The sequence below is a fragment of the Faecalibacterium sp. Marseille-Q4164 genome (assembly GCF_017377545.1).
Lineage (GTDB): Bacteria > Bacillota > Clostridia > Oscillospirales > Ruminococcaceae > Faecalibacterium > Faecalibacterium duncaniae.
Genome location: NZ_JAFREJ010000002.1, coordinates 86,303 through 112,668, shown reverse-complemented (window position 1 = coordinate 112,668; position 26,366 = coordinate 86,303). Strand labels below are relative to the sequence as shown.

The following is a 26,366-nucleotide window of genomic DNA, read 5'->3' as shown; positions in this document are numbered from 1 at the left end:
GGACAGATGATCTTACTTGATCTTGGAAACGTCGATCTTGACCTCGTTGTCGCCAACGTACTTGTTGGGGCGGAACATCAGGTACAGGAATGCGGCAAAAATCACGATTGCCACGATGGTGAAGAAGTTGAAGCCAACCTCACCGGTGATCAGACCACCGATCTGGTACACGACCAGAGCCGCGCAGTAAGCCAGAGCGCACATATAACCGATGGCGATGGCAGTCCACTTGCCGTTGTTCATCTCACGCTTGATCGCGCCCATAGCAGCGAAGCAGGGAGCGCACAGCAGGTTGAAGATCATAAAGGCGTAAGCGGACAGAGCGGTGTAATCCTGCGCAACTGCTGCCCAGATCTCATCACCGTTCTCAGACAGCTCGCCGCCGAAGTGATACAGAACACCGAAGGTGCCAACCACGTTCTCCTTTGCGATCAGACCAGAGACGGAAGCAACGGTTGCACGCCAGTTGCCGAAGCCCAGAGGAGCGAAGATCCAGGCGATCTTGGTAGCGATAGCGGCCAGGACGGAGTTGTCCTGATCCTCGACCATGCCGAAGGCACCATTCTCGAAACCGAAGCCCTGCAGGAACCACAGCACAACGGTAGCTGCCAGAATGACGGAACCGGCACGCTTGATGAAGGACCAGCCGCGCTCCCAGGTGGCACGGAAAACGTTGCCCCATGCAGGCACATGGTAAGCGGGCAGCTCCATAACGAAGGGTGCGGGGTCGCCAGCGAAGAGCTTGGTCTTCTTCAGAATAACACCGGAACAAATGATGGCAGCCATGCCGATGAAGTAAGCGGAAACAGCAACCAGAGAGGAACCACCGAACATTGCACCTGCGATCAGGCCGATGATGGGCATCTTAGCGCCGCAGGGGATGAAGCAGGTGGTCATAATGGTCATACGGCGGTCACGCTCGTTCTCGATGGTACGGGAAGCCATAACACCGGGCACGCCGCAGCCGGTACCGACCAGCACGGGGATGAAGCTCTTGCCGGACAGGCCGAAACGGCGGAAGATACGGTCCATGATGAAGGCGACACGGGACATATAGCCCACATCCTCCAGGATGGACAGCAGGAAGAACAGGACCAGCATCTGGGGAACGAAGCCCAGCACCGCGCCGACACCGGCAACGATACCGTCCATGATCAGGCCGTACAGCCAGCCTGCCACACCGATGCTCTCCAGGAAGCCGCCCAGCGCGCCCGGCACGATCTCACCAAACAGGACATCGTTGGTCCAGTCGGTCGCAAAGGTGCCGATAGCCCAGCCGCCATCTGCAATGGAGGTGCCCATGGACAGGGAGTACATCAGGAACATGACCAGCGCGAAGATGGGCAGAGCCAGCACACGGTTGGTCACGATCTGGTCGATCTTGTCAGAAGCAGTCAGGTGCTCCACACGGGCCTTTTTCTTGACGGCCTTGTCAACGACACCGTTGATGTAGGAGTAGCGCTGGTTGGTGATGATGCTCTCCGCATCATCGTCCATCTCCTTCTCGCAGTCTTTGATGTGCTCATCAATGTGGTCAGCCAGAGCCTTGTCGAGCTTCAGCTCTTCCACGACCTTCTCATCCCGCTCGAACAGCTTGACCGCGTACCAGCGCAGGAAGCGGTCATCGACCTTGCCCTGAATGGACTCCTCGATGTGTGCAATGGCATGCTCCACACTGCCGGTAAAGACGTGGGGCAGCTCACCGGCCTTCTGCTTCTGGGCAGCGGCAACCGCAGCCTTGGCAGCAGCCTCGGTGCCCTCGCCCTTCAGTGCGCTGATCTCAACTGCCTGGCAGCCCAGCTCGCTGCTCAGCTTCTTCAGGTCGATCTTATCGCCGTTCTTGCGGACCAGATCGATCATGTTGACCGCCATAACAACGGGGATGCCCAGCTCGATCAGCTGGGTGGTCAGGTAGAGGTTGCGCTCAATGTTGGTGCCATCGATGATGTTCAGGATGGCATCGGGCTTCTCCTTGACCAGGTAAGTACGGGAGACGACCTCCTCCAGCGTGTAGGGAGACAGGGAGTAGATGCCGGGCAGGTCCTGGATGATGACGTCCTTATCGCCCTTCAGCTTGCCTTCCTTCTTTTCCACGGTAACGCCGGGCCAGTTGCCAACGTACTGGTTGGAGCCGGTCAGGTTATTGAACAGGGTAGTCTTGCCGCAGTTCGGGTTACCGGCCAGTGCAATTTTAATACTCATTGCGTGTCCTTTCCTCTCTTTGGAATCAAACCACTTCGATCATTTCAGCGTCGGCCTTGCGCACACTCAGTTCGTAGTTGCGCACGGTCAGCTCCATGGGGTCGCCCAGAGGTGCCACCTTACGGACATAGATCTCAACACCCTTGGTGATGCCCATGTCCATGATGCGGCGCTTGACCGGGCCTTCGCCATGCAGGCGTGCCACGGTGCAGGTCTCGCCGACCTTCACGTCCTTCAGAGTTTTCATGCAAATTTCCTCCTCTACTTGTCTTTATTCAGAGACCATTCCAGTGTCGGAGCAGGTCCCAAACAGCGTGCTGCGCTGTTCAGCCGATCATAATGCGATTTGCCATCGTCCTGTCGAGTGCCAGGCGGCTTTCCTTGACCTGTACGATCAGGTTGCCTGCGATCTCGTTGACCACGGTCACTTCGCTGTCCACCACAAAACCAAGCTCTGCCAGATGCAGGCGGACTTCATCTTTGCCGGTGATCTTCTTAATGGTGACGGTCTCGCCCGCCTTCGCCATTGTCAGAGGCATCATAACATTCCACTCCCTTTTTCATACTGTTTGTGGGCTGCTGATGCACCGGAGGGGTTAGTCAGTCGGAACTATCAGCATAGATAGTTTACGCTTACTAACCTTTGTTGTCAACAGTTTTTTCATCATTAAAAGTTAGTTTATATGAACAAACAGTTTTTCTGCCCAAATATCCCAGTTTTTTTATCACAATCAACAACAACTAACTCAAATTCCTGAGTAAAAGTTAGCCATTGTTTACATTTTACCGTCATTTTTTCTGTTTGAAAATGACACAGCCGCCCGGTGCAGTAGTCAAGGCTGCAACGGACGGCCGCGTGTCAAAAGGAGGATTTCTTCCCACCGGAGCGTGGTTTGTTCCGGTGGGTGCCAGGATAAAAAGAGAGTATTGGTAGAGAATGACTTGTCAAGCCGCCACAGCAAGGCGGAAAATGGGGGTACCCTCGTGGAACAGGCGCAGATATACTCTGGTGCACTTGTTCAACTGGGCAAAATGGCGCGCGGCGGCATCGGGGTCGCCGTAAGCCTTCCAGCAGCCGCAGCAGGTGAAGTTGCGGCCCTGATTTTCGATAAAGCCCACCACATCGGTGAGCGGATAACCAAGAAACACACCGATCTCATGGGGAAAATCGGCTTCGCAGCACAGCCGCCGGGACAGCTGCCGCAGCATACCGTCACAATCGGAAGCATCCTCCGGCAGGGCATAGCCCTCGCGTTGCAGGAACTCCTGCACCGCCTCATCGGCCAACACCTGACGCAGGCGGCTCTCGCGGTAAACATAAATGAGATACCGGTGGGTTTGAGCACAGCCCTTGAGGACCCGGACCTTCAGCCCCTTCTCCCCCAGCTGGTCATTCCAGCGGTGCACCCGGGCGGTCAGGTCGGCGCAGTCCCGGGTCTCATAGCGGAACAGCCCGGCAGGCTTCAGCCCTGCCAGCACCGGCGCGCACTGTTCGATCATCACGGTCTCAAAATTACGCTCCATGGCTGCTTTCCCTCCGCTTTTATCCATTTGAGGAACAGCGTTCCCCGCTGCACCGCATTCTATGCAGGTGCAGTAGTTAGATATTTCTAACCTCAAACTCTAAAAGAATGCGGCACAGGCCATTTGCCTGCTGACCGCTTTGTGGTTAGTTATTTCTAACGTGGCATTATCTTACCACAGCATTGGGGTGGTGTCAAGGGGTTTTGACAAGTTTTCTGCATCAAACTTTTTGCGCGTGTTGCGGCGTGTCGAAATTCATGGTATAGTATAGTCAGCCGCCCGCAAAGGCGGCGAAGGCGCTGTCTGCATCATTGGTGGTCATGCTTTCCAATCCCGTATCGCTGATTCTTCCTACATGGAATAAAGCAGGATACCGGGGACGGAACTTTTTTGAAGGAAACTTCCCGGAGCCTGATGGCGAAGGGAGGGATGTCGAATGATGCTGTTGGAAACTCTGGCACTGCTCACTTTCATGCTTGGCTTGCTGAGCCTGATTGTGGATGTGGTCCGCCTGACTCTTGAGGTCATGGATAAGTTTTCGCAGAAGAAAAACGATGATAGCAAAAAAGATTGACTGCCTCAGCGTACCAAACCTGACAGTCAATCTTTTTTGATTCTCGGGAAGGAAAGCTGACCGATGTGGATCAGCGCCTTTTCTATTTGTAGTATAGTCAATTTCCTTTATTTTGTCAAGGAAAGGCCGGATATAAACCTATGCCATCAATCTTTGATTACAAGCACTTCTTTGATGATTATTGTAAAGAACGCTCCCTTGATCTGCACTTATCCTTTGATATGCCCTCTGATTATGAGACCGCTTGCGGAACATTTGACCCTGCAAGCAAAACTGTGTTCATCAATGCAGAGCATCTGAACGCCAAACCTGACTATGAGAAAGCATTTTTTCTGTTTCACGAACTGCGTCACGCATCGCAGTATCTCTGTCCGGAACACTTCGGTTCCGAAATACACCGAAGCCTTCAATATGTCATTGGCTATGATGGTACATGCTATAAGCTGGTAAATGGCCATTACATCTCCTGCAAATTGGATGGCAATGAAGATTATTTTACCAACCTATATCTTGGTCAGCCGCACGAAGTCGATGCCAATACATTTGCTTACAAACAAGTCAAACAGCTCTATGGAGATTCTAAAGAGTTAAAAGCACTGTTTGATTTTTGGATGCCTCGCCATCCTCTCCCTGCCCACGCATACGATCTCATATTTTCGCAAATCGACAAAAGTATTTCTTGTATATCACCTTTGGAGGAAACGATATGACTTTCACGCCTTTTGAAACCGCCCGGCTTCGCCTGCGCCCGCAGGAAGCTCGGGATGCCGGGTTTGCACTCTGCATCTGGGGTGACCCCATCACCGGAAAATATTTGTCCGACCCGGTGCTGGACGATATCGATGACCTGAACAAATATATGGAATTGCTCCGCAGCCTGAGCGACAGCACCGACTGCTATTATGTCATTGCAGAGGACAAAGTCACCCACCAGCCCATTGGTACCTGCTGTGCTGTGGTCAAGGATGGCGGCAGCTGCTGGGATATCGGTTACTGCATCCACCCTACCTGCTGGCGCAAGGGTTATGCCAAAGAAATGGTAAACGCTCTGGTGCAGTTCGGTGCACAGAACGGTATAAAAAACGTTCTGGCCGATGTTGCCGCTGAAAATGCCGGTTCCTGCGGTGTGATGCGTGCACTAGGTTTCACGCCCACTGAAAATGGAATCTTCCGCCGAAGCGGCTCTCAGACCGAATACAAAAATCTGACGTTTAAGAAGGAATTATGATTTCAACCACCCTTTCCCCTCTCGTGGAAAAACTCTCCAATTTTCTCTCTGCCCATCCCGATCACCCGGTGCTGGTGGCGCTGGACGGCCGGTGCGGCAGCGGCAAAACCACGCTGGCGGCACAGCTGGCCCGGCAGTTTCCCCAGAGCATCACGGTGCATACCGATGACTTCTATCTTCCCCCAGCCAGCCGTGTGGCAAACTGGGAGCAGATCCCTTGCGCCAACATGGACTTGGAGCGTCTGCGTGCCCAGGTGCTCACCCCCGCCCGGGCCGGGCAGGCGATTCCCTACCGTGCCTACTCCTGCCGGGCGGGTGCCTACCTGCCGGAACAATGCTTTGCGCCCCAGCCGCTGGTCATCGTGGAGGGCAGTTACAGCTGCCACCCCACCCTTGCGGACTGTTACGATCTGAAGGTTTTCGTCACCTGCTCCAAGGAAGAGCAGGCCCGCCGCCTGCTGGCGCGGGAGGGAGAACGCTATTCCGGCTTCACCGCCCGGTGGATCCCGCTGGAAGAGGGGTATTTCGCAAAATTCCAGATCGAGCAGACCGTTGACTTTATCCTTGATACGACCTGTTAACTTTTTGCAAATTCCAGCGCTCTGCCCCTGCAAACCTGCTGCAAAATATGTTATAGTTAGGATGGAACAATAATTTTTTCAAGGCAAGGAGCAGCATATGGAACATTTTGTGCAGTTTGAGGATGTTTCCAAATATTATCAGACCGGCAGTGTCCGCATTGCGGCGGCCGATCACCTGAATTTTTATGTAGACAAGGGCGAGTTTTGCATCATTGTGGGTCCCTCGGGTGCAGGCAAGACCACCCTGCTGAACATTCTGGGCGGCATGGACACCTGCGACGAGGGCCATGTCTGGCTGGATGGGCAGGATGTGAGCCATTTTTCCGAAAAAGAGCTCACCACCTACCGCCGGTACGACGTAGGCTTCGTGTTCCAGTTCTACAATCTGGTGCAGAATCTGACTGCACTGGAAAATGTGGAGCTGGCCAGCGAGATCTGCCGTGATCCGCTGGACCCCGCCGCCACGCTGGAAAGCGTGGGTCTGGGCGAGCGGCTCAACAACTTCCCTGCCCAGCTTTCGGGCGGCGAGCAGCAGCGCGTTTCCATTGCCCGGGCGCTGGCCAAGAACCCCAAGCTCCTGCTCTGTGATGAGCCCACCGGTGCGCTGGACTACAAGACCGGCAAGCAGGTGCTGGCCCTGCTCCAGCGCACCTGCCGCGAAACAGGGCGCACCGTCATCGTCATTACCCACAACACGGCCCTGACGGCCATGGCGGACCGGATCATCCAGGTCAAGAGCGGACAGATCCTGTCCAACAAGGTCAACGAACACCCGGTGCCGGTGGAACAGATCGAGTGGTGACCGCTATGCAGAAAAGCTATCGTAAAAATATCCGGCGTGACTTCCGGAGCAACCTGAACCGGTTCCTTTCCCTGTTTGGCATCGTGGCGCTGGGCGTGATGATGCTGACAGGTCTGGTCAGCTTTGCCCCCAGTATGCGCACCGCCGGACAGAAGTACTATGTCCAGCAAAATGTGTTCGACCTGCGGGTGCTCTCCACGCTGGGCCTTTCGGAATCGGATCTCTCCGCCATTGCCGCCACGGAGGGCGTGAGCGCCGTGATGCCCGTGAAGTATCTGGACACCGAGGGCCGCTGGTCAAGCTCTACCGACGGAGCCGTGCTGCGGGTGCAGCAGCTTCCCGCCGACCCGGCTGCGGATACCGAGGCCAATATGAACCGCCTGACTCTGCTGGAGGGCCGGATGCCCGAAACCGCCAACGAGTGTGTGGTGCAGGTGCTGGGCCACGCTGACCCTGTCCCGCTGGGCACCGTGGTCACCCTGCCCGAGGATACCGAGGACATCCGCCGCACCGAATATACCGTGGTGGGCCAGGTGCAGGACCCCCAATATTTTTCTGCCACCCAAGAGACCAGCACCGTCGGTGATGGCATCCTGGATGCTCTTGTGTTCGTGCAGGACGGTGAATTGACCGCAGATTATTATACCGTCTGTTATCTCAAGGTAGCAGATGCCGCACAGTATGACAATTACAGTGATGAATACCAGACCGCTGTGGATACTGTGGCTGACCGGCTGGATGCCATCAGCAGGGAGCACTGTGTGGCCCGCCGGGCCCAGCTTATCGAGGATGCCACCACCCAGCTGGACGATGCCAAACAGACCTACAGCGAGCAGAAGGCCGAGGCCGAGCGCCAGTTTGCACAAGCCGAGCAGAAGCTGACCGACGCGCAGCGGGAGCTGGATGCCGCCAAGGCCCAGCTGGACGCAGGCGAAGCCGAGCTTGCCGCCCAGAAGGCCGCCCTGCCCGATACCATGCAGAGCGGTGCCGCCACGCTGGTGAGCAGCGAAGAGCAGGTGCTGGAATTTGAGGATCAGCTTCAGCAGATCCAGCTGCTGGTCAACCTGAAACAGGTGGCTGACCCCCTGCTGGGCTATGCCGAGACCGCCCTGAACAATGCCCAAAAGGCTCTGGATGAGGCCGAGCCCGAGGACGAGGAATACACCGAGCTGCGGGACGCGCTCGCCAAGGCGCAGGCCGCCTACGATAACATCAAGGGCCAGCTGGACGGTTATCAGGCCCAGCTGGATGCCGGCAAGCAGCAGATGTATGCCAAAGGGCTCATCTCCTCACCCAACCTCTCCAACACCGACCTTGTCACCGAAGCCAAAGCCGCCCTGCGCAGCATGAAGGTGCAGCTGCTGCAGGGCCAGCTCCAGCTGAGCACCGGTACTGCCACCGCCTACACCCAGTTTGAGGCCGCCCGCGCCCAGCTGGATGAGGGCTGGGCACAGTACCAGTCCGGTCAGGAACAGCTGAACGCTTCCCGCACCGAATACGAGACCCAGAAGGCCGATGCGGAGCAGAAACTCGCCGAAGGCCAGCAGCAGATCAACGATGCGGAAGAGAAGATTGCGGACATCCAGAACGGCGAGTGGTATGTGCTGGACCGCGGCAGCACCCTGAGCCTTGTCACGCTGGAACAGTATGCCGACCGGATGGCTGCCATTGCCCGGGTGTTCCCGGTGTTCTTCTTCCTGGTGGCGGCGCTGGTAGCTTCCACCACCATGACCCGCATGGTGGACGAGAACCGCCTGCAGATGGGCACCCTCAAGGCGCTGGGCTACTCCAACGCCAGCATTGCAGGCAAGTACTTACTCTATGGCATTGCCGCCAGCGTTCTGGGCAGCATCGTGGGCATTGCCGTGGGCTTTGTGGTGTTCCCCACCATCTTCTGGTACGCCTACCGCACCATGATGTTCTCCCTCCCCACCTTTACCCTGCACTTCTACCCGGGCCTGGCACTGGGCAGCATGGCCCTCAGCGCGGCGGTCATCGGCCTTGCCACCCTGCAGGCCTGCCGCGCCAGCCTCAAGGAAAAATCCGCCGCCCTGCTGCTGCCCCGTGCGCCTGCAGCGGGCAAGCGCATCCTCCTTGAATATCTCACCCCGCTGTGGAAGCGGATGAGCTTCTCCCAGAAAACCACCGCCCGCAACCTGTTCCGCTATAAAAAGCGCTTCTTTATGACCGTTCTGGGCGTGGCGGGCTGCACGGCCCTGCTCCTCATCGGCTTCGGCATCCAGGATTCCCTGCTGCCCATGCTGACCAAGCAGACCACCGAGCTGACCCACGCCGACCTGACCATCTCCCTGAGCGACGAAAAGGCGCTGACTATGGAGAACGGTCTGGCCGACCTGCTGGATTCCAGCAGCGGGATCACCAGCTGGGGCCGCTATTACACCAAGAGCGTCACCCTTTACAACGCCGCGGGGGAAAAAGAGACCGTCAGCCTGGTTGCCGCCGCAGACGAAAGCCAGATGACCGAGTACTTCACCTTCCGCACCCGGCAGGGCCACAAGGCCATTGCCTTTGACGATTCCAGCGTCATTCTGACCGAAAAGACCGCTGAAAAGCTGGGGCTTTCGGTGGGCGACAGCTTTGAGGTGGAGACCACCGACGGCGGGCGCAGGTCCCTGACCCTGACCGGCATCACCGAAAACTATGTCTTTACCCGGCTGTACCTCTCGCAGGCGCAGCTCAAAACGCTGAACGGCGGTGCTCTGCCCGCCTGGAACGCCGTTTACGGTCAGACCGACTGCCCCACCGATGCAGCCCGCGCCTCCCTCTCCTCCTCCATTCTGGCCTGCAACTATGTCAGCTCCGTCTCCTTCATCGAGGACACCACCCAGATGTTCGATGGCCTGATCGGCTGCCTGAACTATGTGGTCATGCTGGTCATCGTCTGCGCTGCCGCATTGGCCGCCGTGGTGCTCTACAACCTCATCAGCGTCAACCTGGGCGAGCGCAAAAAGGAGCTTGCCACCATCAAGGTGCTGGGATTCTATGACAAGGAGGTCTACCGCTACATCTTCCGGGAGATCGACCTGCTCTCTCTCATCGGCTCCCTGGTGGGTCTGGTGGTGGGCATTCCCCTGCACCAGTTCATCATCCGCACTGTGGAAATGGACCAGATGATGTTCATCCGTTCCATTGCCCCCCGCAGCTTTGTGTTCAGCGTGGCGCTCACCATGCTCTTCAACTTTGCCGTCTGCCTGCTCATGCGCCGCCATGTCCGCCAGATCAGCATGGTGGAAAGCATGAAAGCGCCGGAATAATTCCCTTACAGACAGAACAACGCCCGCCGGGTGTGGTACTTCTCGTACCGCCCGGCGGGCGTATTGTTTTTGCGTTCTACAGCCGCGGTCTCAGCCGCCCAGATAAGCGTTGCGGACGCGCTCATTGGTCAGCAGCTCTGCACCGGTGCCATCCATGACCACGTGGCCTGTCTCAAGAACATAGGCGCGGTCGGCCACGGAAAGGGCCATCTGTGCGTTCTGCTCCACCAGCAGGATGGTCATACCTTCCTTGTGGATATCGCGGATGATATCAAAGATCTCCTGCACCAGCAGCGGGGAAAGGCCCATGGAGGGCTCATCCAGCATCAGCATGGAGGCGTTGCTCATCAGGGCACGGCCCATGGCCAGCATCTGCTGCTCGCCGCCGGACATGGTGCCCGCCAGCTGCCTGCGGCGCTCCTTCAGGCGGGGGAAGAGGGTGAACACCTTTTCCTTGTTGGCCGCAATGGTGGAAGCTGGCTGGGTGTAGGCCCCCATATCCAGGTTTTCCTCCACGGTCATGTGCAGGAACACATGGCGGCCCTCCGGCACCTGTGCCAGACCGGCCTCCACGATCTTATGGGCGCGCACGCCCTTGATGCTCTTGCCCTTGTACAGGATGTCGCCCGTTTTGGGGTGGAGCAGGCCGGAGATGGTTTTCAGGGTGGTGGACTTACCGGCACCGTTGGCACCGATCAGGGTCACGATCTCGCCCTCGTGCACCTCAAACGAAACATCCTTGACTGCGTGGATGTTGCCGTAATAGACGTTGATGTTATCAACTTTCAGCATCGTTTCTGCCATCGGTTCAGCCCTCCTTCTTGCCCAGGTAGGCCTCGATGACCTGGGGATTGTTGCGGATCTCATCCGGGGTGCCCTTGGCGATGATGCGGCCGAAGTTCAGCACCGCGATGCCCTCGCAGATGCCCATGACCAGGCTCATGTCATGCTCGATCAGCAGCACGGCGATGTTGAACTCATCGCGGATGCGGCGGATGGTCTCGGTCAGCTCAGCGGTCTCCGAGGGGTTCATACCCGCGGCAGGCTCATCCAGCAGCAGCAGCTTGGGGCTTGTGGCCAGCGCACGCATGATCTCCAAACGGCGCTGTGCACCATAGGGCAGGCTGCCGGCCTGCGTATAGGCCATATCTGCCATGTGGAAAATGTCCAGCAGCTCAAAAGCACGCTCGGTGCAGTGCTTTTCCTCTTTCCAGTAGTTGGGCAGGCGGATCAGCGAAGAAGCAAGATCGTACTTCATGGACTCATGCAGGCCGACCTTGATGTTGTCGATGACGCTCATTTCCTTGAACAGACGGATGTTCTGGAAGGTGCGGGCCACGCCCATCCGGTTGACCTGATAGGTCTTTTTGCCCGCCGTGGGCATTCCATCGATCAGGATGGAGCCGCGGGTGGGCTGGTAAACATTGGTCAGCAGGTTGAACACCGTGGTCTTACCGGCACCGTTGGGGCCGATCAGGCCGGTGATCTCGTTGCGGCCGATCATCAGGTTGAAGCCATCCACGGCGGTCAGACCGCCGAAATCGATGCCCAGCTCACGGACATCCAGAATGGGCTTTTTGTCCTTATCGCGGTCCGTCAGGAAGCCGCCGGAGGGGACGCTGTTCAGTCTGGTCTGGAACTCACTCATGGTCTGCACCCTCCTTCTTTTTCTTGCCAAACAGGACACGCTCCACAAGGCGGCTCATGGAGAAATCGTAGCTGCCCAGCAGTCCGCCCGGGCGGAAGATCATCATCAGGATCAGCACCAGCGAGTAGATGACCATGCGGTAGCTGTCGAAGCTGCGGGTCGCCTCAGGCAGGATGGTCAGGACCGTTGCAGAGAGGATGGAGCCCAGCATGGAGCCCATGCCGCCCAGAACCACCATGACCAGGATCTCGATGGACTTCATAAAGCCGAAGGTGGAGGGGTTCAGCACGCCGATGTAGCAGGCATACAGGCCGCCTGCCAGACCCGCAAAGGCAGCGGAGAAGGCAAAGGCCATGACCTTGTAGTAGGTGGTCTGGATGCCACAGCTCTCGGCGGCGATCTCATTGTCGCGGATGGCCAATACGGCACGACCGTGGCGGCTCTTCATCATAGCGTGGATCAGGAAGCAGGTGATGACCACGCAAAGGAACACGTTGGTGAAGTTGGAGTACTTGGGGATGTTCTTCAGGCCCTTGGAGCCATAGAACAGCTTGAAGCCCAGCACATCGTCGATATTGTTCAGGGTGATGCGGATGATCTCGCCAAAGCCCAGCGTCAGGATGGCCAGATAGTCGCCGGTCAGGCGCAGGGCCGGGATGCCGATGAGCACACCGAACAGACCAGCCACGATGCAGGCCAGCACCAGACCGATGGCAAAGGAGACACCGTCCGGCAGCGGGCAGAACTTGGTGAACAGGGCGCAGGTGTAGGCACCCACAGCCATGAAACCAGCATGGCCCAGCGGCAGCTGCCCCAGATAGCCGGTGGCAACGTTCAGGGAGACCGCCAGGATGATATTGATGCCCACCGTCATCAGCACCTTGTTCTGGTAGGTGGACAGGATATTCCGGGTCAGGTAGGAAAGCGCCACGAACAGCAGAGCCACCAGCACCGCGTTCATCAGGTAGCGCACGGGCATTTTGATCGTTTTACGGTTCTTATTCATCTTCCTGCCCTCCTTACACCTTTTCCTGCACCTTGCGGCCGAGGAAGCCGGTGGGCTTGAACAGCAGCACGATGATCAGGATGGCAAACGTGACGGCATCCTTCCAGGCGGAAAGGCCGATGGCGGAGACGAAGCATTCGCACAGGCCGATGGCAATGCCGCCGATCATTGCGCCCGGGATGGAGCCGATGCCGCCCAGAACGGCGGCAACAAAGGCTTTCAGGCCCAGCATGGAGCCCATGGTGGGGGTAGCCTGCGGGTAGGAGCAGCAGTACAGCACCGAGCCGATACCGGCCAGCGCGGAGCCCACCGCAAAGGTAAAGGAGATGGTACTGTTGACATTGATGCCCATCAGGCGGGCAGCGTCCATATCCTCAGAGACAGCGCGCATGGCCTTGCCCAGCTTGGTCTTCTGCACCAGAAAGGTCAGCACCAGCATGGACAGCACAGTGACCACCAGTGTGATCACGGAGGTCAGGCCCAGGGGCACACTGCCGATCATAAAGGTCTTGTTGCCGTAGTAGGAAGGGATGACCTTTGCGCCGGAACCCATCACCAGCTCAGCGGTGTACTCCAGGAAGAAGGAGACACCAATGGCTGTGATCAGCAGGGAGATGCGGGGCGCGTTGCGCAGCGGGGTGTAGGCGACCTTTTCGATCACCACACCCAGCAGGGTGCAGGTAATAATGGTGGCGCACACGGCCGTCACCGGGCCAAGGCCCAGCTGGTTCATAACGAACCAGGACATGTATGCACCCACCATGATGACATCGCCGTGGGCAAAGTTCAGCAGCAGGATGATGCCGTACACCATGCTGTAACCCAGTGCGATCAGTGCATAGATGCTGCCAAGGGACAAGCCGTTGATCAGCTGACTAAAGAACACTGTCATTGGATGGACACTTCCTTTCTTTCTACCAAAAAAGCGGAGACAACCTGTTCCGGCGGCCTCCGCAAGGGTACATCATTCTCTGGTTCCGGCATTCAGGCCGCACACCGGTGCGCGGCGCAGAAGCGGGATCAGAACATTTCCTTCAGTTCGGGTTTGCCGTCCACATAGGTCAGGATCGCAGTCTTTTTGACGGGATCGTGGTGCTCATCAAAGGTAAAGGTGCCGGTGATGCCCTCGATGGTGCCGGAGGCAATGGCATCGTTGACAGCCTGCTTGTACTCATCGGTACCGGCCTCCAGGCCGGCATCCTCAGCAGCCTGCACACCGTAAACCACGGTCTTGGCGGCATCGTAGCCCAGAGGAGCAAAGCCGTTGGGGTAATCCTCGCCGTACTCTGCCTTGTAGGCATCCTCAAACTCGGGGCTGGAGCCCTTTGCGTAGTTTGCGCAGAAGTAGCTGTCCTTCAGCTGATCGGCAGTGGCATAGCCCTCCAGGCCATCCCAGCCGTCGCCGCCCAGGAAGGGAACATTCAGGCCGACGCTCTCAGCCTGAGACAGGATCTGGCCCACCTCCTCGTAGTAGTTGGGGCAGAACACGGTCTCGGGGCCCTTGCCCATGATGCTGGTCAGCTGGGTCTTGAAGTCCACGTCGCCATCGGAGTAGCTCTCCTGATCGACGATGGTGCCGCCCAGGCTCTCAAACTCGTTGACGAAGTTCTCAGCCAGACCCTCGTTGTAGTCAGCGCCCTTTTTGAAGATGACGGCTGCCTTGGTGTAGCCCAGCTTCTGGTAAGCATAATCGGCCATCTTGATGCCCTGGAACGGGTCGGTGAAGGTGGCACGGAAGACATTCTCGTTCACGGTGTCGGTCTCGGCATCGTAGGTAACGGCCTCAGCGGTAGCGGAAGCAGTGACCATGGGCATGTTGTAATCTGCGCTCTCGGCAGCAACTGCCAGAGTGGGGGTGGTGGTGACATCGCCCACCAGAGCGGTGATGCCCTCGTCCACCATCTTGGTGAAGCAGTTGACAGCCTGCGTAGCATCGCCCTGCTCATCCTCGGTCAGGATCTCGATCTGCTTGCCATTGATGCCGCCGTCGGCGTTGACCTGCTTCAGGTACAGGGCAGCGCCGTTGACAACGGCCTGGCCGTAAACGGAAACGTTGCCGGTCAGGGGGCCCATCACACCGATCTTAATGGTGTCACCGGAAGCAGCGGCAGTGGAAGAAGCGGCAGTGCTGGAGGAGGAGCCGCCGCAGGCGGTCAGGACACCGGCAGCAGCCACGACACCGGCAGCGGTCAGAAAGTTGCGGCGAGAGATCATCTTTTTCATAATACAATATCCTCCTGTTGGAAGTTTTTCGTGTGATAGATGCACAAAGCAGGGCGCTTCCTTCAAAGCGGCCCTGCTTTGTGCGTGTATTCATTATAGTCTCGCCGGGCGGGTTGTGCAATTCACAAACCGTCCATACTTTTCCGGGCATTTTCCGGCATTTTATGTGAAAGCCGCCAAAAAAACCGTGTCATTTTTGGTTATTTTTTCATTTTGTTCACTTTGTTTCATCGTGACATGAAGAGCTTTCACCCATGTCAAAAAAGTTACAGCGTCGTTTTTTCTTCTGCCTGCCGGTAAATAGAGGTACGATAAAACACCATGGAGAGCACGGTGCCCACAAGGCTGTCGGCAATGTTGTAAAGCTGCCGGATACGCACCCGCCCCGGCGGGCATCCTATCAATGTTTACAGCGGCAAACATCCGCAGACCCTCTTGCACAAGGGTGCGGGACGTGGTAGGATAAAAGCAGTTAGTTAGTTTTGACTATCTGTATAATATCTCATCGAAGATCGGGAGGTTACTGTGATGAACTATCTGGAAATTGAATCTGTGATCGGCCGCGAGATCCTGGACTCCCGCGGCAATCCCACCGTTGAGGCCGAGATCACTCTGGCCGACGGCACGGTTGCCCGCGGCTGTGCCCCCTCCGGCGCTTCCACTGGCGAGTTCGAGGCTCTGGAGCTGCGCGACGGCGACAAGGGCCGCTATCTGGGCAAAGGCGTGACCAAGGCTGTGGAGAACATCAACACTGTCATCGCTGACGTGGTGGTGGGCATGGATGCCTCCGACATCTATGCCATCGATGCCGCCATGCTCCGGGCCGACGGCACCAAGGGCAAATCCAATCTGGGCGCAAACGCCATTCTGGCGGTCTCCATTGCCGCCTGCCGCGCTGCCGCCGCTTCTCTGGAAATGCCCCTGTACCGCTTTCTGGGCGGCGTGAACGGCAACCGCCTGCCCGTGCCCATGATGAACATCCTGAACGGCGGCGCACACGCTACCAACACCGTGGACACGCAGGAGTTTATGATCATGCCCGTGGGTGCGCCCAGCTTCAAGGAAGCCCTGCGCTGGTGCGCCGAGGTGTTCCACGCTCTGGCTTCCATCCTGAAATCCAGGGGCCTGGCCACCTCCGTGGGCGACGAGGGCGGCTTTGCCCCCAACCTGTCCAGCGACGAGGAGACCATCGAGACCATTCTGGCTGCCATCGAAAAGGCCGGTTATCAGCCCGGCAGGGACTTCATGCTGGCCATGGACGCCGCTTCCTCCGAGTGGAAGAGCCCCAAGGGCAAGGGCTTTTACAAGCTGCCCAAGGCCGGCACAGAGTACACTTCCAGTGAGCTGATCGCACACTGGAAGAGTCTGGTGGAAAAGTATCCCATCATCTCCATTGAAGATGGCTTGGATGAAGAGGACTGGGAAGGCTGGCAGGAGATGACCCGGGAACTGGGCGGCAAGGTCCAGCTGGTGGGCGACGACCTGTTCGTTACCAACACCGAGCGTCTGGCCAAGGGCATCCAGCTGGGTGCAGGCAACGCCATCCTGATCAAGCTGAACCAGATCGGTTCTGTTTCCGAGACGCTGGAGGCCATCAAGATGGCCCACAAGGCCGGCTACACCGCCATCAGCTCTCACCGCTCCGGCGAGACCGAGGACACCACCATTGCTGATCTGGCTGTTGCCCTGAACACCTGCCAGATCAAGACCGGTGCCCCCAGCCGCACCGAGCGCGTTGCCAAGTACAACCAGCTGCTCCGCATTGAGGAAGATCTGGGTGCAAGCGCCGTTTACCCCGGCATGGCCGCCTTCAACGGAAAGCGCTGATCTCCGCAGCTGCAACCTGCTTTCTTTCCTGTTTCCGCGCAGAACAAAAGGGAGCGTCCCATGGTTTTCCACCGTGGGACGCTCCCTTTGTTCAATCCAGATGGATCTGCCGTTTGGCTGTCTGCAGCGCCCTGCGCAGGGGGCGGTAGAGCAGCAGCATGATGACAAAATTTCCCACGCCGTGCATGGCATCGTAGGAAAGGCCGCTGAGCCACCAGCTCAGGGCAAAGGCCGGAGTTTTTGCCACCAGATACACCGCCGCACACAGACCGCCGAAGCACAGGCCGTAGATGCCGCTGAACACCGCCCAGCCAAGGGCATTGTCCATCCGGCGCAGCAGCCATGCCAGCAGGGCCAGCAGATACCAGACATACAGGTACATGGCCCACCACAGCCCAAAGCCATACAGCACGCCCTGCAGCAGGATGAACACCGTAACAGCCCCCGGCGTTTCCCGGGGCAGCTCCAGTGCAAACAGGATGACAAGCAGCGTCACCGGTTCAATGTTGGGCAGGCCGCTCATGGCCTGCTTGCTCACCACCAGCAGCGCACCCATCAGGCCGCTGAGCACCAGCCGCAGCACCCGGATGTGCACAGGCTCCTTACTTCGTGTAGATAAAGGCATAGCTGTCGCCATCATGCAGCGCAATGTCTGCCACACCCACGGTGGTCATCTCGCCGGTGGCATCGGTCAGGCACCACCATGCCTGATCCTTATCCCAGTCGGCAGTCTCGCCGTTGACGGTGGTCACAAAGCCTGCCGCAGCCTCCTCTTCGCTGATGAGACCAGCTTCCACCAGAGCATCGCTCAGCTTCTCGCCATCGGTCACTTCCAGCGTAAAGGTCTGGCTCTCGCCATCCGCGCCGGTCACGGTAAACTCTGCCTTGACCTTGGCATCCGCAGCCTGCCCGGAAGCAGCCTCAGAGGAAGCGGCTTCACTGGAAGCTGCCACAGAGGACACGACCTCAGAAGAGGCGGCACTGGATGCCGTGCTGGAAGCTGCACCGCAGCCTGCCAGCAGCCCGGCAGCCAGAGCGGCACTGATCACAACGGCCAGAAATTTATGCATGGTTTTCATAGAAAAAGAACTCCTTTGTTTGTTTTCCGCGCGCCCTGCGCGCAGGGTCTATCATATCATGGGTGCGCCAAAAAATCAAGGCACAGCGCAGATACGATGATGCACCAGCGCTGTGCCGTTGTGTTTTATTTCAGGATGCCTTTTCCAACGGGTCAACGACCACCGGACAGGTCTCATACAGCTCTATCGGGTCAAGGTCGATGCAATTGCAAGGGTCCATGTCACCGCTCACATCCCATGCCGCCGTGTCATTCAGCACCGTCAGCCGGTCACGGAAATAATCCGGATCGCGCATAGGCTCGAACACTCCCCCCAGCTGCAACAGGGGCTTTGCATCATACAGCCGGACAGAGCCATCACTGAAATACAGGTAGATGGTAAAATCCTCCCCTGCAACAGCCTGCAACACTTTTGGAATATATTCCATACTGTACTCCCCTTTCAGATCAATGGTGCCACATGATTCAAAGGCTTTGCATCCCTGGCAAGTTCCCAGTTCTGCATCAGCTCATCTTTATGCAGCTCACACCATGCCAGAATCAATTTCAACTGGCGGCTGGGCAATGCACCACGGATAACACAGCTTCGTGCGTTTTGTCCATCAATTTTCCCAAAACGCCTTCTGGTAGCTTGCAAAGGCACCGATCTGGTTGGCCTCGCTCAGGAACCGGCAGGGCACGATCTCCGGGCGGGGCAGGGTATGTGCCGCCGCCCCGAAGGGATGGCCCCGCAGGATGTACTCCTCATACACCTCGTTCAGGGTCTCCACAAGGATGGGCTGCTTGCTGATGCCGCCGCCGATGGCCACCTTTTCCAGATCCAGCAGGACGTTCAGGTTGTAGATCTGCACGGCAACGGCCCGGCAGAAGCTGCGCAGGGCCTCGTTGGCCTCGGCCTCCCCGGCGTGGACCGCCTCAAAGAAGATGCGTCCATCCATGGGTGCATCGGCGGGCAGACCCTTGCGGGCGCGGTAGCCGCTCAACAGGCCGCTGGTACTGCACTGGCCGGCCATGGTCTTGGAAGGGTCGCTCCAGGCATCGGCGTTGGTGTTCATAAAGCTGTATTCGCCCGCCGTGCAGTCCCGGCCGCGCACCAGCTTCCCATCAATGATCAGACCGCCGCCCACACCGGTACCGATGATGAACACTGCTGCGTTCCTGCAGCCCTTCAGCGCGCCCCGCTCCAGCTCCGCAATGGCAGCCGCTTTACCGTCATTCTCGATCCAGACACGACAGCCGCAGGCCTCGGCCAGCCGGGGGCCCACAGGCGTGCCCACATTGTAGGCCAGCGAGAGTGCCCCGCCGCCCTTGACCACGCCCTGTTCGGCATCAATGAAGCCGGGCAGGCTCAGGGCAATGCCGTCCACCTCGTCCTTGTGGGGCAGGTAGATCTCCCGCAGGGTGTTCAGGAAGTGTTCCTGCGAATCCGCCGGGGTGGGCGTGCTGCCCGTATCGGTCCGGTTCAGCTGCTCATCCATCACGGAATACTTGATCCCGGTGCCGCCCACATCAAAAACCATTACTTTCATGTACAGATCCTCCTGCGCTTTTTTTCTATTATTGCAAATCGCTCTTCAAATGTAAAGAGCCATGCGCTCCGCCATGCCCGAAAACAAAAAAATCCCGCACTGCGGCAAAGCAAAACGCAGCGCGGGAACGAAGATAGCTTAATTCAGGATCGTATCAGCGCTCAGCGGGCGACAACATACTTGTGCAGGGTCTTGCGGACTGCGCCGTTGCCAGCGTACAGCTCCTTGACCATGCCCTCGATCTGCTCACCCAGGCCGACCTCGTACAGGTCAACACCGAACACATCGGCACGGCTGTACAGGTTCTTCAGGCAGCTGAAGTCCTGCTCGCCTTCCTTGACCTCCAGAGGAGCCACGATGGCCTGCAGCTCAGCCAGCATCGGATCGGGAGAGATCTCGAAAGCCTTGCCGTTGTCATCAATGCCCTTCAGGTAGCGGGCATAGCCTGCCAGCACCAGGGGGATCAGCACCAGGTTGGACTTGTCCAGACCGCGTGCCTGATATGCCTTGATGGTCTCGCCAAAGCGGATGGCCAGCTTCTGAGAGGTATCGGTAGCGATACGCTGAGGAGCATCGGGCATGAAGGGGTTGGGCAGGCGGCGGTTGATGACAGCGCCGATGAACTCATAGGGGTTCAGGACACCGGGATCAACGACCACGGGCATTGCCTCGATATAACCGATCTTCTGGATGAAGGAACGCAGATCCTCGTCGGCCATCTCGGCGCTGATGAGGGTGTAACCCAGCATGCAGCCGTAGATGGACATTGCGGTGTGCAGGGGGTTCAGGCAGGTGCACACCTTCATCTTCTCGATCTTGTCAACGGTCTCGCGGTCGCAGTACAGCACACCGCCCAGCTCCAGCGGAGGACGGCCGTTGGTGTAGTGATCCTCGATACACAGGTACTGGGTCTCCTCTGCGTTGACAAAGGGAGCAGTAAAGGTGTGCTTCTCGGTCACGATGGTGTAGTTGTCCTCAAAGCCGTCCTTGGCCAGCATATCCTGGACCTTTGCGTCGGGACGGGGAGTGATCTTATCGATCATGCTCCAGGGGAAGGTGATCTTGGTCTCGTCCTGAACGTATGCCAGGAACTCAGCGGGAACCAGACCCTGCTCGACCCACTTGGAAGCATAGGCGTGGACAGCGGTCTTGACCTTGTCGCCGTTGTGAGAGCAGTTATCCATGCTCTGAACGGTCAGGGGCAGCTTGCCGGCCTTGAAGCGCTCGTACAGCAGAGCGGTGACCTTGCCCATGGCCAGAACGGGGGTCAGGCCGCGCTCCAGGTCAGCAGGAGCAACGCCGTAGCCCTTCTCGGTGATGGTGAAGGAGATCATCTGCAGGCTGGGGTTCTGGAAGATCTCGACCAGACGGGCCCAATCCTCGCCAAAGGAGTAATCAGCCTTCAGGCTCTCAGTCACGGAAGCAATGACCTTCTTCTCGATGTCGCCGGTGGACTTCAGGCAGACCAGCAGGCTCAGGTTGTCGTAGGGCTGGTAAGCCTTGTCGATGATCTCGTAGTCAAAGCTCTCAGCAACGATGACACCGCGGTCATACTTGCCGCTGTTCAGGGCCTCGTTCAGGATGGCAGCGGGGAAGGCACGGAAAATATTGCCTGCGCCGAAGTGCACCCAGGTGGGCTCTGCGTGGGTCTTGGCCTTGACAGCCTCCACGTCAAACTTGGGCAGCTCGTAGCCCTTTTCTGCCCACTCGGCGGACAGATTGCCGTTCTTGATATCAGACAGCTTCATAATAGTACTCAGCCTTTCTTTTTCTCTTCATCCAGACGATCCAGCAGGTCCCAGACACCCAGTATGTACTGGATACCCAGAGCACGGTCATACTTGCCGTAACCGGGGCGGCAGTTGCCGGGGCCTTCCTCCCACAGCTGACGGCCGTGGTCGGGGCGGATATAGCCCTCGTAGCCGCAGTCATGGTAGGCGCGCAGGATCTCGATGATGCCGGTCTCGCCGCAGCAGTCGCGGTGAGCAGCCTCGGAGAAGTCGCCATTGGGGAAGTGGTGGATGTTGCGGATGTGAGCAAATGCAATGCGGTCGCAGTGCTTGCGGACGATCTCGGCAACGTTGTTGTTGGGGTTTGCGTTCAGGCTGCCGGAGCACAGGGTCAGGCAGTTGTACTCGTCGTCCACCATGCTCAGGAAGCGGTCGATGCTCTCAGCATCCACCAGCAGGCGGGGCAGGCCGAAGATATCCCAAGGGGGATCGTCCATGTGGATGGCCATCTTGATGTCGCACTCGCGGCAGGTGGGCATCAGAGCTTCCAGGAAGTACTTCAGGTTCTCCCACAGCTTTTCCTTGGTAACAGGGGCATAGGCCTTGAACAGCTCGTCCAGCTTTGCCATACGCTCAGGCTCCCAGCCGGGGAAGGTCATGTTGTACTTCTCGGTGAAGCCCAGGATGTAGTCGGCCATGGCCTTGTAATCGTCCTGGATCATGTCCTTCTGGTAGAACAGAGCAGTGGAGCCGTCGCCGACGGGGTGGAACAGGTCGGTACGGGTCCAGTCAAAGATGGGCATGAAGTTGTAGCAGATGACCTTGACACCGAACTTGGACAGGTTGCGGATGCACTGCTTGTAGTTCTCGATGTACTTGTCGCGGGTGGGCAGGCCGATCTTGATGTCATCGTGGACATTGACAGACTCGACCACGTCCATGTCGAAGCCGTAGGCGTGGATCTGATCGGCGACCTTCTGGATCTCGTCGATCTCCCAGATCTCACCGGGCATCTTGTTGTGCAGTGCCCAGACGATGCTGGTCACGCCGGGAATCTGCTTGATGTCGTTGAGGGTGATGGGATCGTTGCCCTCACCGTACCAACGCCAACCCATTTTCATAGGCATAGTGGGTTCCTCCTTGTTTGTTGCTTTGCTTCTTAAATGCCCCGGCGGGTGCCGTGGCACATTCTTGCTTATATTCTAATATATCAGTTTCAAATTGGCAATTGACGTTTTGACAAGTTTTGATGTTTTTTCTTGTATACTTTACACAAAGAAACGGCCACACATGGGATTTTGCCCCCATCCGGCCGCAAAATACACGCATTGGGCAGTTTGACGAAAGAAATTTTTACCATGTATCACCGTTGCCGATAAAATAATCCGGGTGGGCGGCACGGGCCTGATCCACACTGAGCTTATACCGGTGCAGATGTTCACTCAGCGCCCGGCTCACATCCTCCTCCGTGCCGTGGAGCACAGCCTCCAGGATGCGGGTGTGGGCACCACAGACCGATTTGTTCTCATCCGTCTGCAGGCTGAACTTACGCAGCCGCTCGATGTGCTGAAAGGTGGAAAGCATGTGGTCAAAGTGTCCCTCCATGCCGCAGAGCTCAAAGGCGCGGCGATGGAAGGCGTTGTCCAGATCCAGCATCCGGGTCTCACGGTTTTCAGCCTCCGGGTGGCTTTCCAGCACACGGTACTGCTCGATCAGCAGCCGGTAGGCTCTCTCCTGCTCGCCGGTCAGGCGGCCCCGGATATGGTTCAGAAGCTCTTTTTCCAGCGTGAAGCGCGCAAACTGCTCCATCTCCATCAGCTCCAGATCAATGGGGGCCACATAGGTGCCGCTCTGGGGCTTGATGGTCACCATGTGGGCAATGTTGAGCATGATCAGCGCTTCCCGCATGGGGGTGCGGCTGATGCCCAGTTCCTGGGCCAGCTCGTGGTCGTTCAGTTCATCCCCGGGTTTGAGCTCCATGGTGATGATCCTGCTGCGGATGGTTTCGTAGGCTGCCTCGCGGGCGCTCCGAACTGCCATACTGTCTTCGCTCCTTTTGTGCTTCTGCACGCCTGTTATCTTTGTGTTTTACTAATATATCAGTTTCATTTTTATTGTACTCCACACACTTTGTCCGCGTCAATTGGGAAACTGCCAAAATTGAGAACTTTTTCTTGTCAATCCTGCCGCTTTTTCCACGGGCCGTAAAGGATCACGCCCCACACAGCCGCCAGCGCCAGACCGCAGACCACGTCAATGATGGAATGCTGCTTGGTGAACACGGTGGAAGCGCAGATGAGCGCTGCCCACACCCAGGCCGCTGCTTTGAGCCAGGGGCGCTGCTTTGTCAGCGTGCTGCCCGAAAAGGCAATGGCCATGCAGGCCGTGCTCTGGCAGTGGATCGAGGGGCAGACATTGACCGAGGCATCTGCTTTCCAAATGAGCTGCATCAAAGTCATGGCAAAATTCTCCCGGCCGATGGCTTCCGCCGTGGGGCGGATGTCAAGGCCGTTGGGCAGTACCATATAAATAATGAGGCAGAGCGTCATGCCCGAGAACATCATCAGGCAGAGCTTGTCATAGCTGGCGGTGTCGAACCACCACAGCAGGGCCGTGACCGCCGCCAGCAGCACGAACCAGCTGCAGTACGGGAAAATGAACCACTCGTTGAAAGGGATGAGGTCATCCACCGGGGAGTGGATGATGTATTTGGGGTCAGTGATGGTCAGATCCAGCCAGAAGAACCAGATGAGGTAGATCACCCAGTAAGCCTGATACCACAGGTGGGGCTTGAGCCGCATGCGCAGAGTCTTTGCGTTCATATTCTTTTCTCCTATAAAATCACTCGCCGCATAGCGATTATTTTAACACAGAACCAGCGCTTGCGCAAATATTATTTATGGGATAAAATAAGGGTATCAGTCTCTCCGTCACCTATCGCGGCAGCTCCCCTGGCAGGGGAGCCATGTTTACGCTGCTGCCGGAGAGGTTCTTAAATCAAAGGAGAAACTATGTCACCTTCTACCCCGATCCGTCTTGTCGCCCTTGATCTGGACGGCACCCTGCTCGATTCCCAGAGCCAGATTTCCCCCCGCACCCGGCAGGCCATTGCCGATGCCGTCGGGCGCGGGGTCATCGTGCTGCCCTGCACCGGGCGGCCTCTTGCCAGCCTGCCGCCGTTGGTGGCGCAACTGCCCGGCATCCGGTACGCCATCACCACCAACGGTGCCGCTGTCTGGGATATGGGCACAGACCCGCTGGGTGCCGTTTACAGCCGTTACTCCGATGCCATCCAGCGTCCGACCCATGAACCGGTTCTGCTGGAACGTCATTGTTTGCCCCCGGAAACCGCCCGGGAAGTGTTTGCCCTCTACCGGGAATATCATGGCCCACTGAGCATTTTTTCGGACGGGCGCTCTTATTTGGACGGTACCGGTATGGCCCTGTTTCAGGACCGTCATATCCAGCGCCATTCCACCGAGGCCAGACAGCCGGACGATGGCCGTACCCATGTTGTGCGGGATCTGGACGAATGGATGAGCCGCCACGCCCACGAAGTGGAAAAATTCTGTATGTTCTTCGACAGCATCGAGATCGCACAGGCCGCTCTCGTCCGTTTCCGGGCGTTTCCCGGCATCGAGGCCGTACAGGGTGCCCCGGACAATGTAGAAGTCACCGCCGCAGGGGTGGACAAGGGTACCGCCCTGCTGGCTCTGGCCGACCGGCTCGGCATCCCCCGGGAGGCCACCCTTGCCATCGGCGACAGCGACAACGACCGCGCCATGCTGGCCCGGGCCGGTGTGGCCGCCGTGATGGCCAACGCCCTGCCCGAGATCCGGGCACTGGGGGATATCGTCAGCACCCGCGACAACGACCACGACGGCGTTGCAGAGCTGTTTGAGCGGCTCGGACTGTGACCGTTGGGCATTTTTGTGCAATGTATACAAGCTCTTATGCAAAACATTGTGCTTGTTGAGCATTACCAAAAGCGGCCGGGTCGTTTATACTAATACTGTGAACGTATGGTGGGGAGAGTGTGCCCATCCGGCCCTGCCCCGCCCTGAGTGTCAAATAAAAAGGAGAAATGCGTTATGAATCCCATCGTTGAAAAGGTCTATCAGATCGGCATTATCCCTGTTATCGCCTTCAACAGCGTGGACGAGGCCCTGCCCCTGTGCAAGGCTCTGGCCGAGGGCGGCCTGCCCGCAGCCGAGGTCACCTTCCGCACTGCATGTGCTGAGGAGTGCATCCGCAAGATCCACGAAGAGATGCCCGAGATGCTGCTGGGTGCAGGCACTGTCCTGACCTGTGAGCAGGCTGACCGTGCAATGGCAGCTGGTGCTTCCTTCATCGTTGCTCCCGGCTTCGACCCCGAGGTCTGCAAGCACGTGATCGACAAGGGCGGCATTATGATGCCCGGTACCGCTTCTGCCGGCGAGATGCAGCAGGCCATGAACATGGGCTGCGAAGCCCTGAAGTTCTTCCCCGCTGAGGCAAACGGCGGTGTCGGCATGCTGAAGAACATCGGCGCTGCCCTGAAGGGCGCACGCTGGATGTGCACCGGCGGTGTCAACGCAAAGAACGTCAACGATTACCTGGGCTACGACCAGATCTTCGCTGTCGGCGGCACCTGGATGTGCAAGAGCGATGTCATCAAGGCTGGCGATTGGGCAAAGATCACCGCTCAGAGCAAGGAAGCTGTTGACACCATGCTGGGCCTGCGCCTGCACCATGTCGGCATCAACACCGGCAACGAGGAAGAGGCCATGAAGGTCGCCACCCTGCTGGGCGGTCTGCTGAACATGAAGGTCGCTCCCGGCAACTCCAGCATCTTTGTGGGCAACAAGGAATTCGAGATCATGAAGAAGCCCGGCCGCGGCACCAATGGCCACATTGCCATCGCCTGCAACAACGTTGACCGTGCCATCTATCACCTGTCTCAGCGCGGCGTGAAGTTCGATCTGGACAGCAAGAATGTCAAGAACGGCAAGACCATTGCCTGCTACTTTGCTGACGAGATCGCCGGCTTTGCAATGCACCTGGTCCAGGCCTGAGTTCCTGAGCATTTTCACGGCGTTTCCCGCCGCACCGGTCCACCCTGCGGCGGGTGATATAAAACACATCTGATTATAAAGGAGA

At 57.8% G+C, this 26,366-nt stretch carries 26 protein-coding genes and 1 pseudogene; 9 read left to right on the top strand and 18 right to left on the bottom strand.

Going from position 1 to position 26,366, the window contains the following annotated elements; all coding sequences use genetic code 11:
- Nucleotides 1-12 precede the first annotated feature (12 nt).
- The 4 genes from feoB to J3352_RS03630 form a co-directional block, all read right to left on the bottom strand.
- Nucleotides 13-2,202, bottom strand: coding sequence for a ferrous iron transport protein B (gene feoB / locus J3352_RS03645; RefSeq protein ID WP_005931319.1), 2,190 nt, complete (start codon nucleotides 2,200-2,202; stop codon nucleotides 13-15).
- A 25-nt stretch (nucleotides 2,203-2,227) separates the two neighbouring features.
- Nucleotides 2,228-2,449, bottom strand: a complete 222-nt coding sequence (locus J3352_RS03640) for a FeoA family protein (protein WP_005931321.1) — start codon at nucleotides 2,447-2,449, stop codon at nucleotides 2,228-2,230.
- 79 nt (nucleotides 2,450-2,528) lie between these two features.
- Nucleotides 2,529-2,744, bottom strand: a complete 216-nt coding sequence (locus J3352_RS03635) for a FeoA family protein (protein ID WP_005931323.1) — start codon at nucleotides 2,742-2,744, stop codon at nucleotides 2,529-2,531.
- 403 nt (nucleotides 2,745-3,147) lie between these two features.
- Nucleotides 3,148-3,726, bottom strand: a complete 579-nt coding sequence (locus tag J3352_RS03630; RefSeq protein ID WP_156065593.1) for a DUF3793 family protein — start codon at nucleotides 3,724-3,726, stop codon at nucleotides 3,148-3,150.
- A 436-nt stretch (nucleotides 3,727-4,162) separates the two neighbouring features.
- Between J3352_RS03630 and J3352_RS03625 the strand changes: the two genes are divergently transcribed.
- From J3352_RS03625 to J3352_RS03600, 6 genes are all read left to right on the top strand, one after another.
- Nucleotides 4,163-4,300, top strand: coding sequence for a hypothetical protein (locus J3352_RS03625; RefSeq protein ID WP_197036516.1), 138 nt, complete (start codon nucleotides 4,163-4,165; stop codon nucleotides 4,298-4,300).
- 140 nt (nucleotides 4,301-4,440) lie between these two features.
- Nucleotides 4,441-5,010, top strand: a complete 570-nt coding sequence (locus J3352_RS03620) for a hypothetical protein (protein ID WP_227622518.1) — start codon at nucleotides 4,441-4,443, stop codon at nucleotides 5,008-5,010.
- A complete protein-coding gene (locus tag J3352_RS03615; protein ID WP_156065595.1) occupies nucleotides 5,007-5,528 on the top strand; it encodes a GNAT family N-acetyltransferase in 522 nt (173 codons plus the stop codon). Before J3352_RS03620 ends, J3352_RS03615 begins: the two co-directional genes overlap by 4 nt.
- Nucleotides 5,525-6,109: a uridine kinase gene (locus J3352_RS03610; protein ID WP_156065597.1), complete on the top strand. Its 585-nt coding sequence runs from the start codon at nucleotides 5,525-5,527 to the stop codon at nucleotides 6,107-6,109. The genes J3352_RS03615 and J3352_RS03610 overlap by 4 nt, the downstream gene beginning before the upstream one ends.
- Nucleotides 6,110-6,206: 97 nt before the next feature.
- The gene (locus J3352_RS03605) at nucleotides 6,207-6,911 is read left to right on the top strand and encodes an ABC transporter ATP-binding protein (protein ID WP_005931348.1); all 705 of its coding nucleotides are present in this window, start codon (nucleotides 6,207-6,209) and stop codon (nucleotides 6,909-6,911) included.
- Nucleotides 6,912-6,916: 5 nt separating this feature from the next.
- On the top strand, nucleotides 6,917-10,186 hold the full coding sequence (locus J3352_RS03600; RefSeq protein ID WP_156065599.1) for an FtsX-like permease family protein: 3,270 nt from the start codon (nucleotides 6,917-6,919) through the stop codon (nucleotides 10,184-10,186).
- A gap of 90 nt (nucleotides 10,187-10,276) precedes the next feature.
- Here J3352_RS03600 and J3352_RS03595 read toward each other — a convergent pair whose 3' ends face one another.
- The 5 genes from J3352_RS03595 to J3352_RS03575 all read right to left on the bottom strand — a co-directional run bounded on the left by J3352_RS03595 (nucleotide 10,277) and on the right by J3352_RS03575 (nucleotide 15,063).
- Entirely contained in the window at nucleotides 10,277-10,978 is a 702-nt protein-coding gene (locus J3352_RS03595; RefSeq protein ID WP_156065673.1) for an ABC transporter ATP-binding protein, read from the bottom strand.
- Between the two features lie 16 nt (nucleotides 10,979-10,994).
- Nucleotides 10,995-11,834 carry an ABC transporter ATP-binding protein gene (locus J3352_RS03590; RefSeq protein ID WP_097770421.1) on the bottom strand — a complete coding sequence of 280 codons (840 nt, stop codon included), beginning with the start codon at nucleotides 11,832-11,834 and terminating at the stop codon, nucleotides 10,995-10,997.
- Nucleotides 11,827-12,840: a branched-chain amino acid ABC transporter permease gene (locus tag J3352_RS03585; protein ID WP_005931359.1), complete on the bottom strand. Its 1,014-nt coding sequence runs from the start codon at nucleotides 12,838-12,840 to the stop codon at nucleotides 11,827-11,829. Before J3352_RS03585 ends, J3352_RS03590 begins: the two co-directional genes overlap by 8 nt.
- 13 nt (nucleotides 12,841-12,853) lie before the next feature.
- Nucleotides 12,854-13,732: a branched-chain amino acid ABC transporter permease gene (locus tag J3352_RS03580; RefSeq protein WP_005931363.1), complete on the bottom strand. Its 879-nt coding sequence runs from the start codon at nucleotides 13,730-13,732 to the stop codon at nucleotides 12,854-12,856.
- A gap of 128 nt (nucleotides 13,733-13,860) precedes the next feature.
- On the bottom strand, nucleotides 13,861-15,063 hold the full coding sequence (locus J3352_RS03575) for an ABC transporter substrate-binding protein (RefSeq protein WP_156065601.1): 1,203 nt from the start codon (nucleotides 15,061-15,063) through the stop codon (nucleotides 13,861-13,863).
- Nucleotides 15,064-15,591: 528 nt separating this feature from the next.
- Here J3352_RS03575 and eno point away from each other — a divergent pair.
- Nucleotides 15,592-16,890 (top strand): phosphopyruvate hydratase, encoded by a 1,299-nt coding sequence (gene eno, locus J3352_RS03570; protein WP_097773525.1) that lies wholly within the window; start codon nucleotides 15,592-15,594, stop codon nucleotides 16,888-16,890.
- Nucleotides 16,891-16,981: 91 nt separating this feature from the next.
- Here the strand turns inward: eno and J3352_RS03565 are convergent, their stop codons facing one another.
- The 9 genes and pseudogenes from J3352_RS03565 to J3352_RS03525 form a co-directional block, all read right to left on the bottom strand.
- On the bottom strand, nucleotides 16,982-17,515 hold the full coding sequence (locus tag J3352_RS03565) for a hypothetical protein (RefSeq protein ID WP_143405770.1): 534 nt from the start codon (nucleotides 17,513-17,515) through the stop codon (nucleotides 16,982-16,984).
- The gene (locus tag J3352_RS03560; RefSeq protein ID WP_097773524.1) at nucleotides 17,493-17,969 is read right to left on the bottom strand and encodes a DUF4430 domain-containing protein; all 477 of its coding nucleotides are present in this window, start codon (nucleotides 17,967-17,969) and stop codon (nucleotides 17,493-17,495) included. The genes J3352_RS03565 and J3352_RS03560 overlap by 23 nt, the downstream gene beginning before the upstream one ends.
- A 130-nt stretch (nucleotides 17,970-18,099) precedes the next feature.
- Nucleotides 18,100-18,396: a DUF2442 domain-containing protein gene (locus J3352_RS03555; protein ID WP_005931388.1), complete on the bottom strand. Its 297-nt coding sequence runs from the start codon at nucleotides 18,394-18,396 to the stop codon at nucleotides 18,100-18,102.
- Nucleotides 18,397-18,410: 14 nt separating this feature from the next.
- Nucleotides 18,411-18,542, bottom strand: a pseudogene (locus J3352_RS03550) (DUF4160 domain-containing protein); the annotation flags it as partial.
- Between the two features lie 28 nt (nucleotides 18,543-18,570).
- On the bottom strand, nucleotides 18,571-19,497 hold the full coding sequence (locus tag J3352_RS03545) for an ROK family protein (RefSeq protein ID WP_156065603.1): 927 nt from the start codon (nucleotides 19,495-19,497) through the stop codon (nucleotides 18,571-18,573).
- Between the two features lie 161 nt (nucleotides 19,498-19,658).
- Nucleotides 19,659-21,245 carry a mannitol dehydrogenase family protein gene (locus J3352_RS03540; RefSeq protein ID WP_117475970.1) on the bottom strand — a complete coding sequence of 529 codons (1,587 nt, stop codon included), beginning with the start codon at nucleotides 21,243-21,245 and terminating at the stop codon, nucleotides 19,659-19,661.
- Between the two features lie 8 nt (nucleotides 21,246-21,253).
- Nucleotides 21,254-22,354: a mannonate dehydratase gene (uxuA, locus tag J3352_RS03535; RefSeq protein ID WP_156065605.1), complete on the bottom strand. Its 1,101-nt coding sequence runs from the start codon at nucleotides 22,352-22,354 to the stop codon at nucleotides 21,254-21,256.
- A gap of 226 nt (nucleotides 22,355-22,580) precedes the next feature.
- Nucleotides 22,581-23,267: a GntR family transcriptional regulator gene (locus J3352_RS03530; protein ID WP_097773519.1), complete on the bottom strand. Its 687-nt coding sequence runs from the start codon at nucleotides 23,265-23,267 to the stop codon at nucleotides 22,581-22,583.
- Nucleotides 23,268-23,404: 137 nt separating this feature from the next.
- Nucleotides 23,405-24,049, bottom strand: a complete 645-nt coding sequence (locus J3352_RS03525; protein ID WP_156065607.1) for a phosphatase PAP2 family protein — start codon at nucleotides 24,047-24,049, stop codon at nucleotides 23,405-23,407.
- A gap of 189 nt (nucleotides 24,050-24,238) precedes the next feature.
- Between J3352_RS03525 and J3352_RS03520 the strand changes: the two genes are divergently transcribed.
- Together J3352_RS03520 and eda are read left to right on the top strand one after the other, a co-directional pair.
- Nucleotides 24,239-25,144: a Cof-type HAD-IIB family hydrolase gene (locus tag J3352_RS03520; protein WP_156065609.1), complete on the top strand. Its 906-nt coding sequence runs from the start codon at nucleotides 24,239-24,241 to the stop codon at nucleotides 25,142-25,144.
- Nucleotides 25,145-25,318: 174 nt separating this feature from the next.
- Nucleotides 25,319-26,281: a bifunctional 4-hydroxy-2-oxoglutarate aldolase/2-dehydro-3-deoxy-phosphogluconate aldolase gene (gene eda, locus J3352_RS03515; RefSeq protein WP_097770432.1), complete on the top strand. Its 963-nt coding sequence runs from the start codon at nucleotides 25,319-25,321 to the stop codon at nucleotides 26,279-26,281.
- The last annotated feature ends 85 nt before the right edge of the window (nucleotides 26,282-26,366 follow it).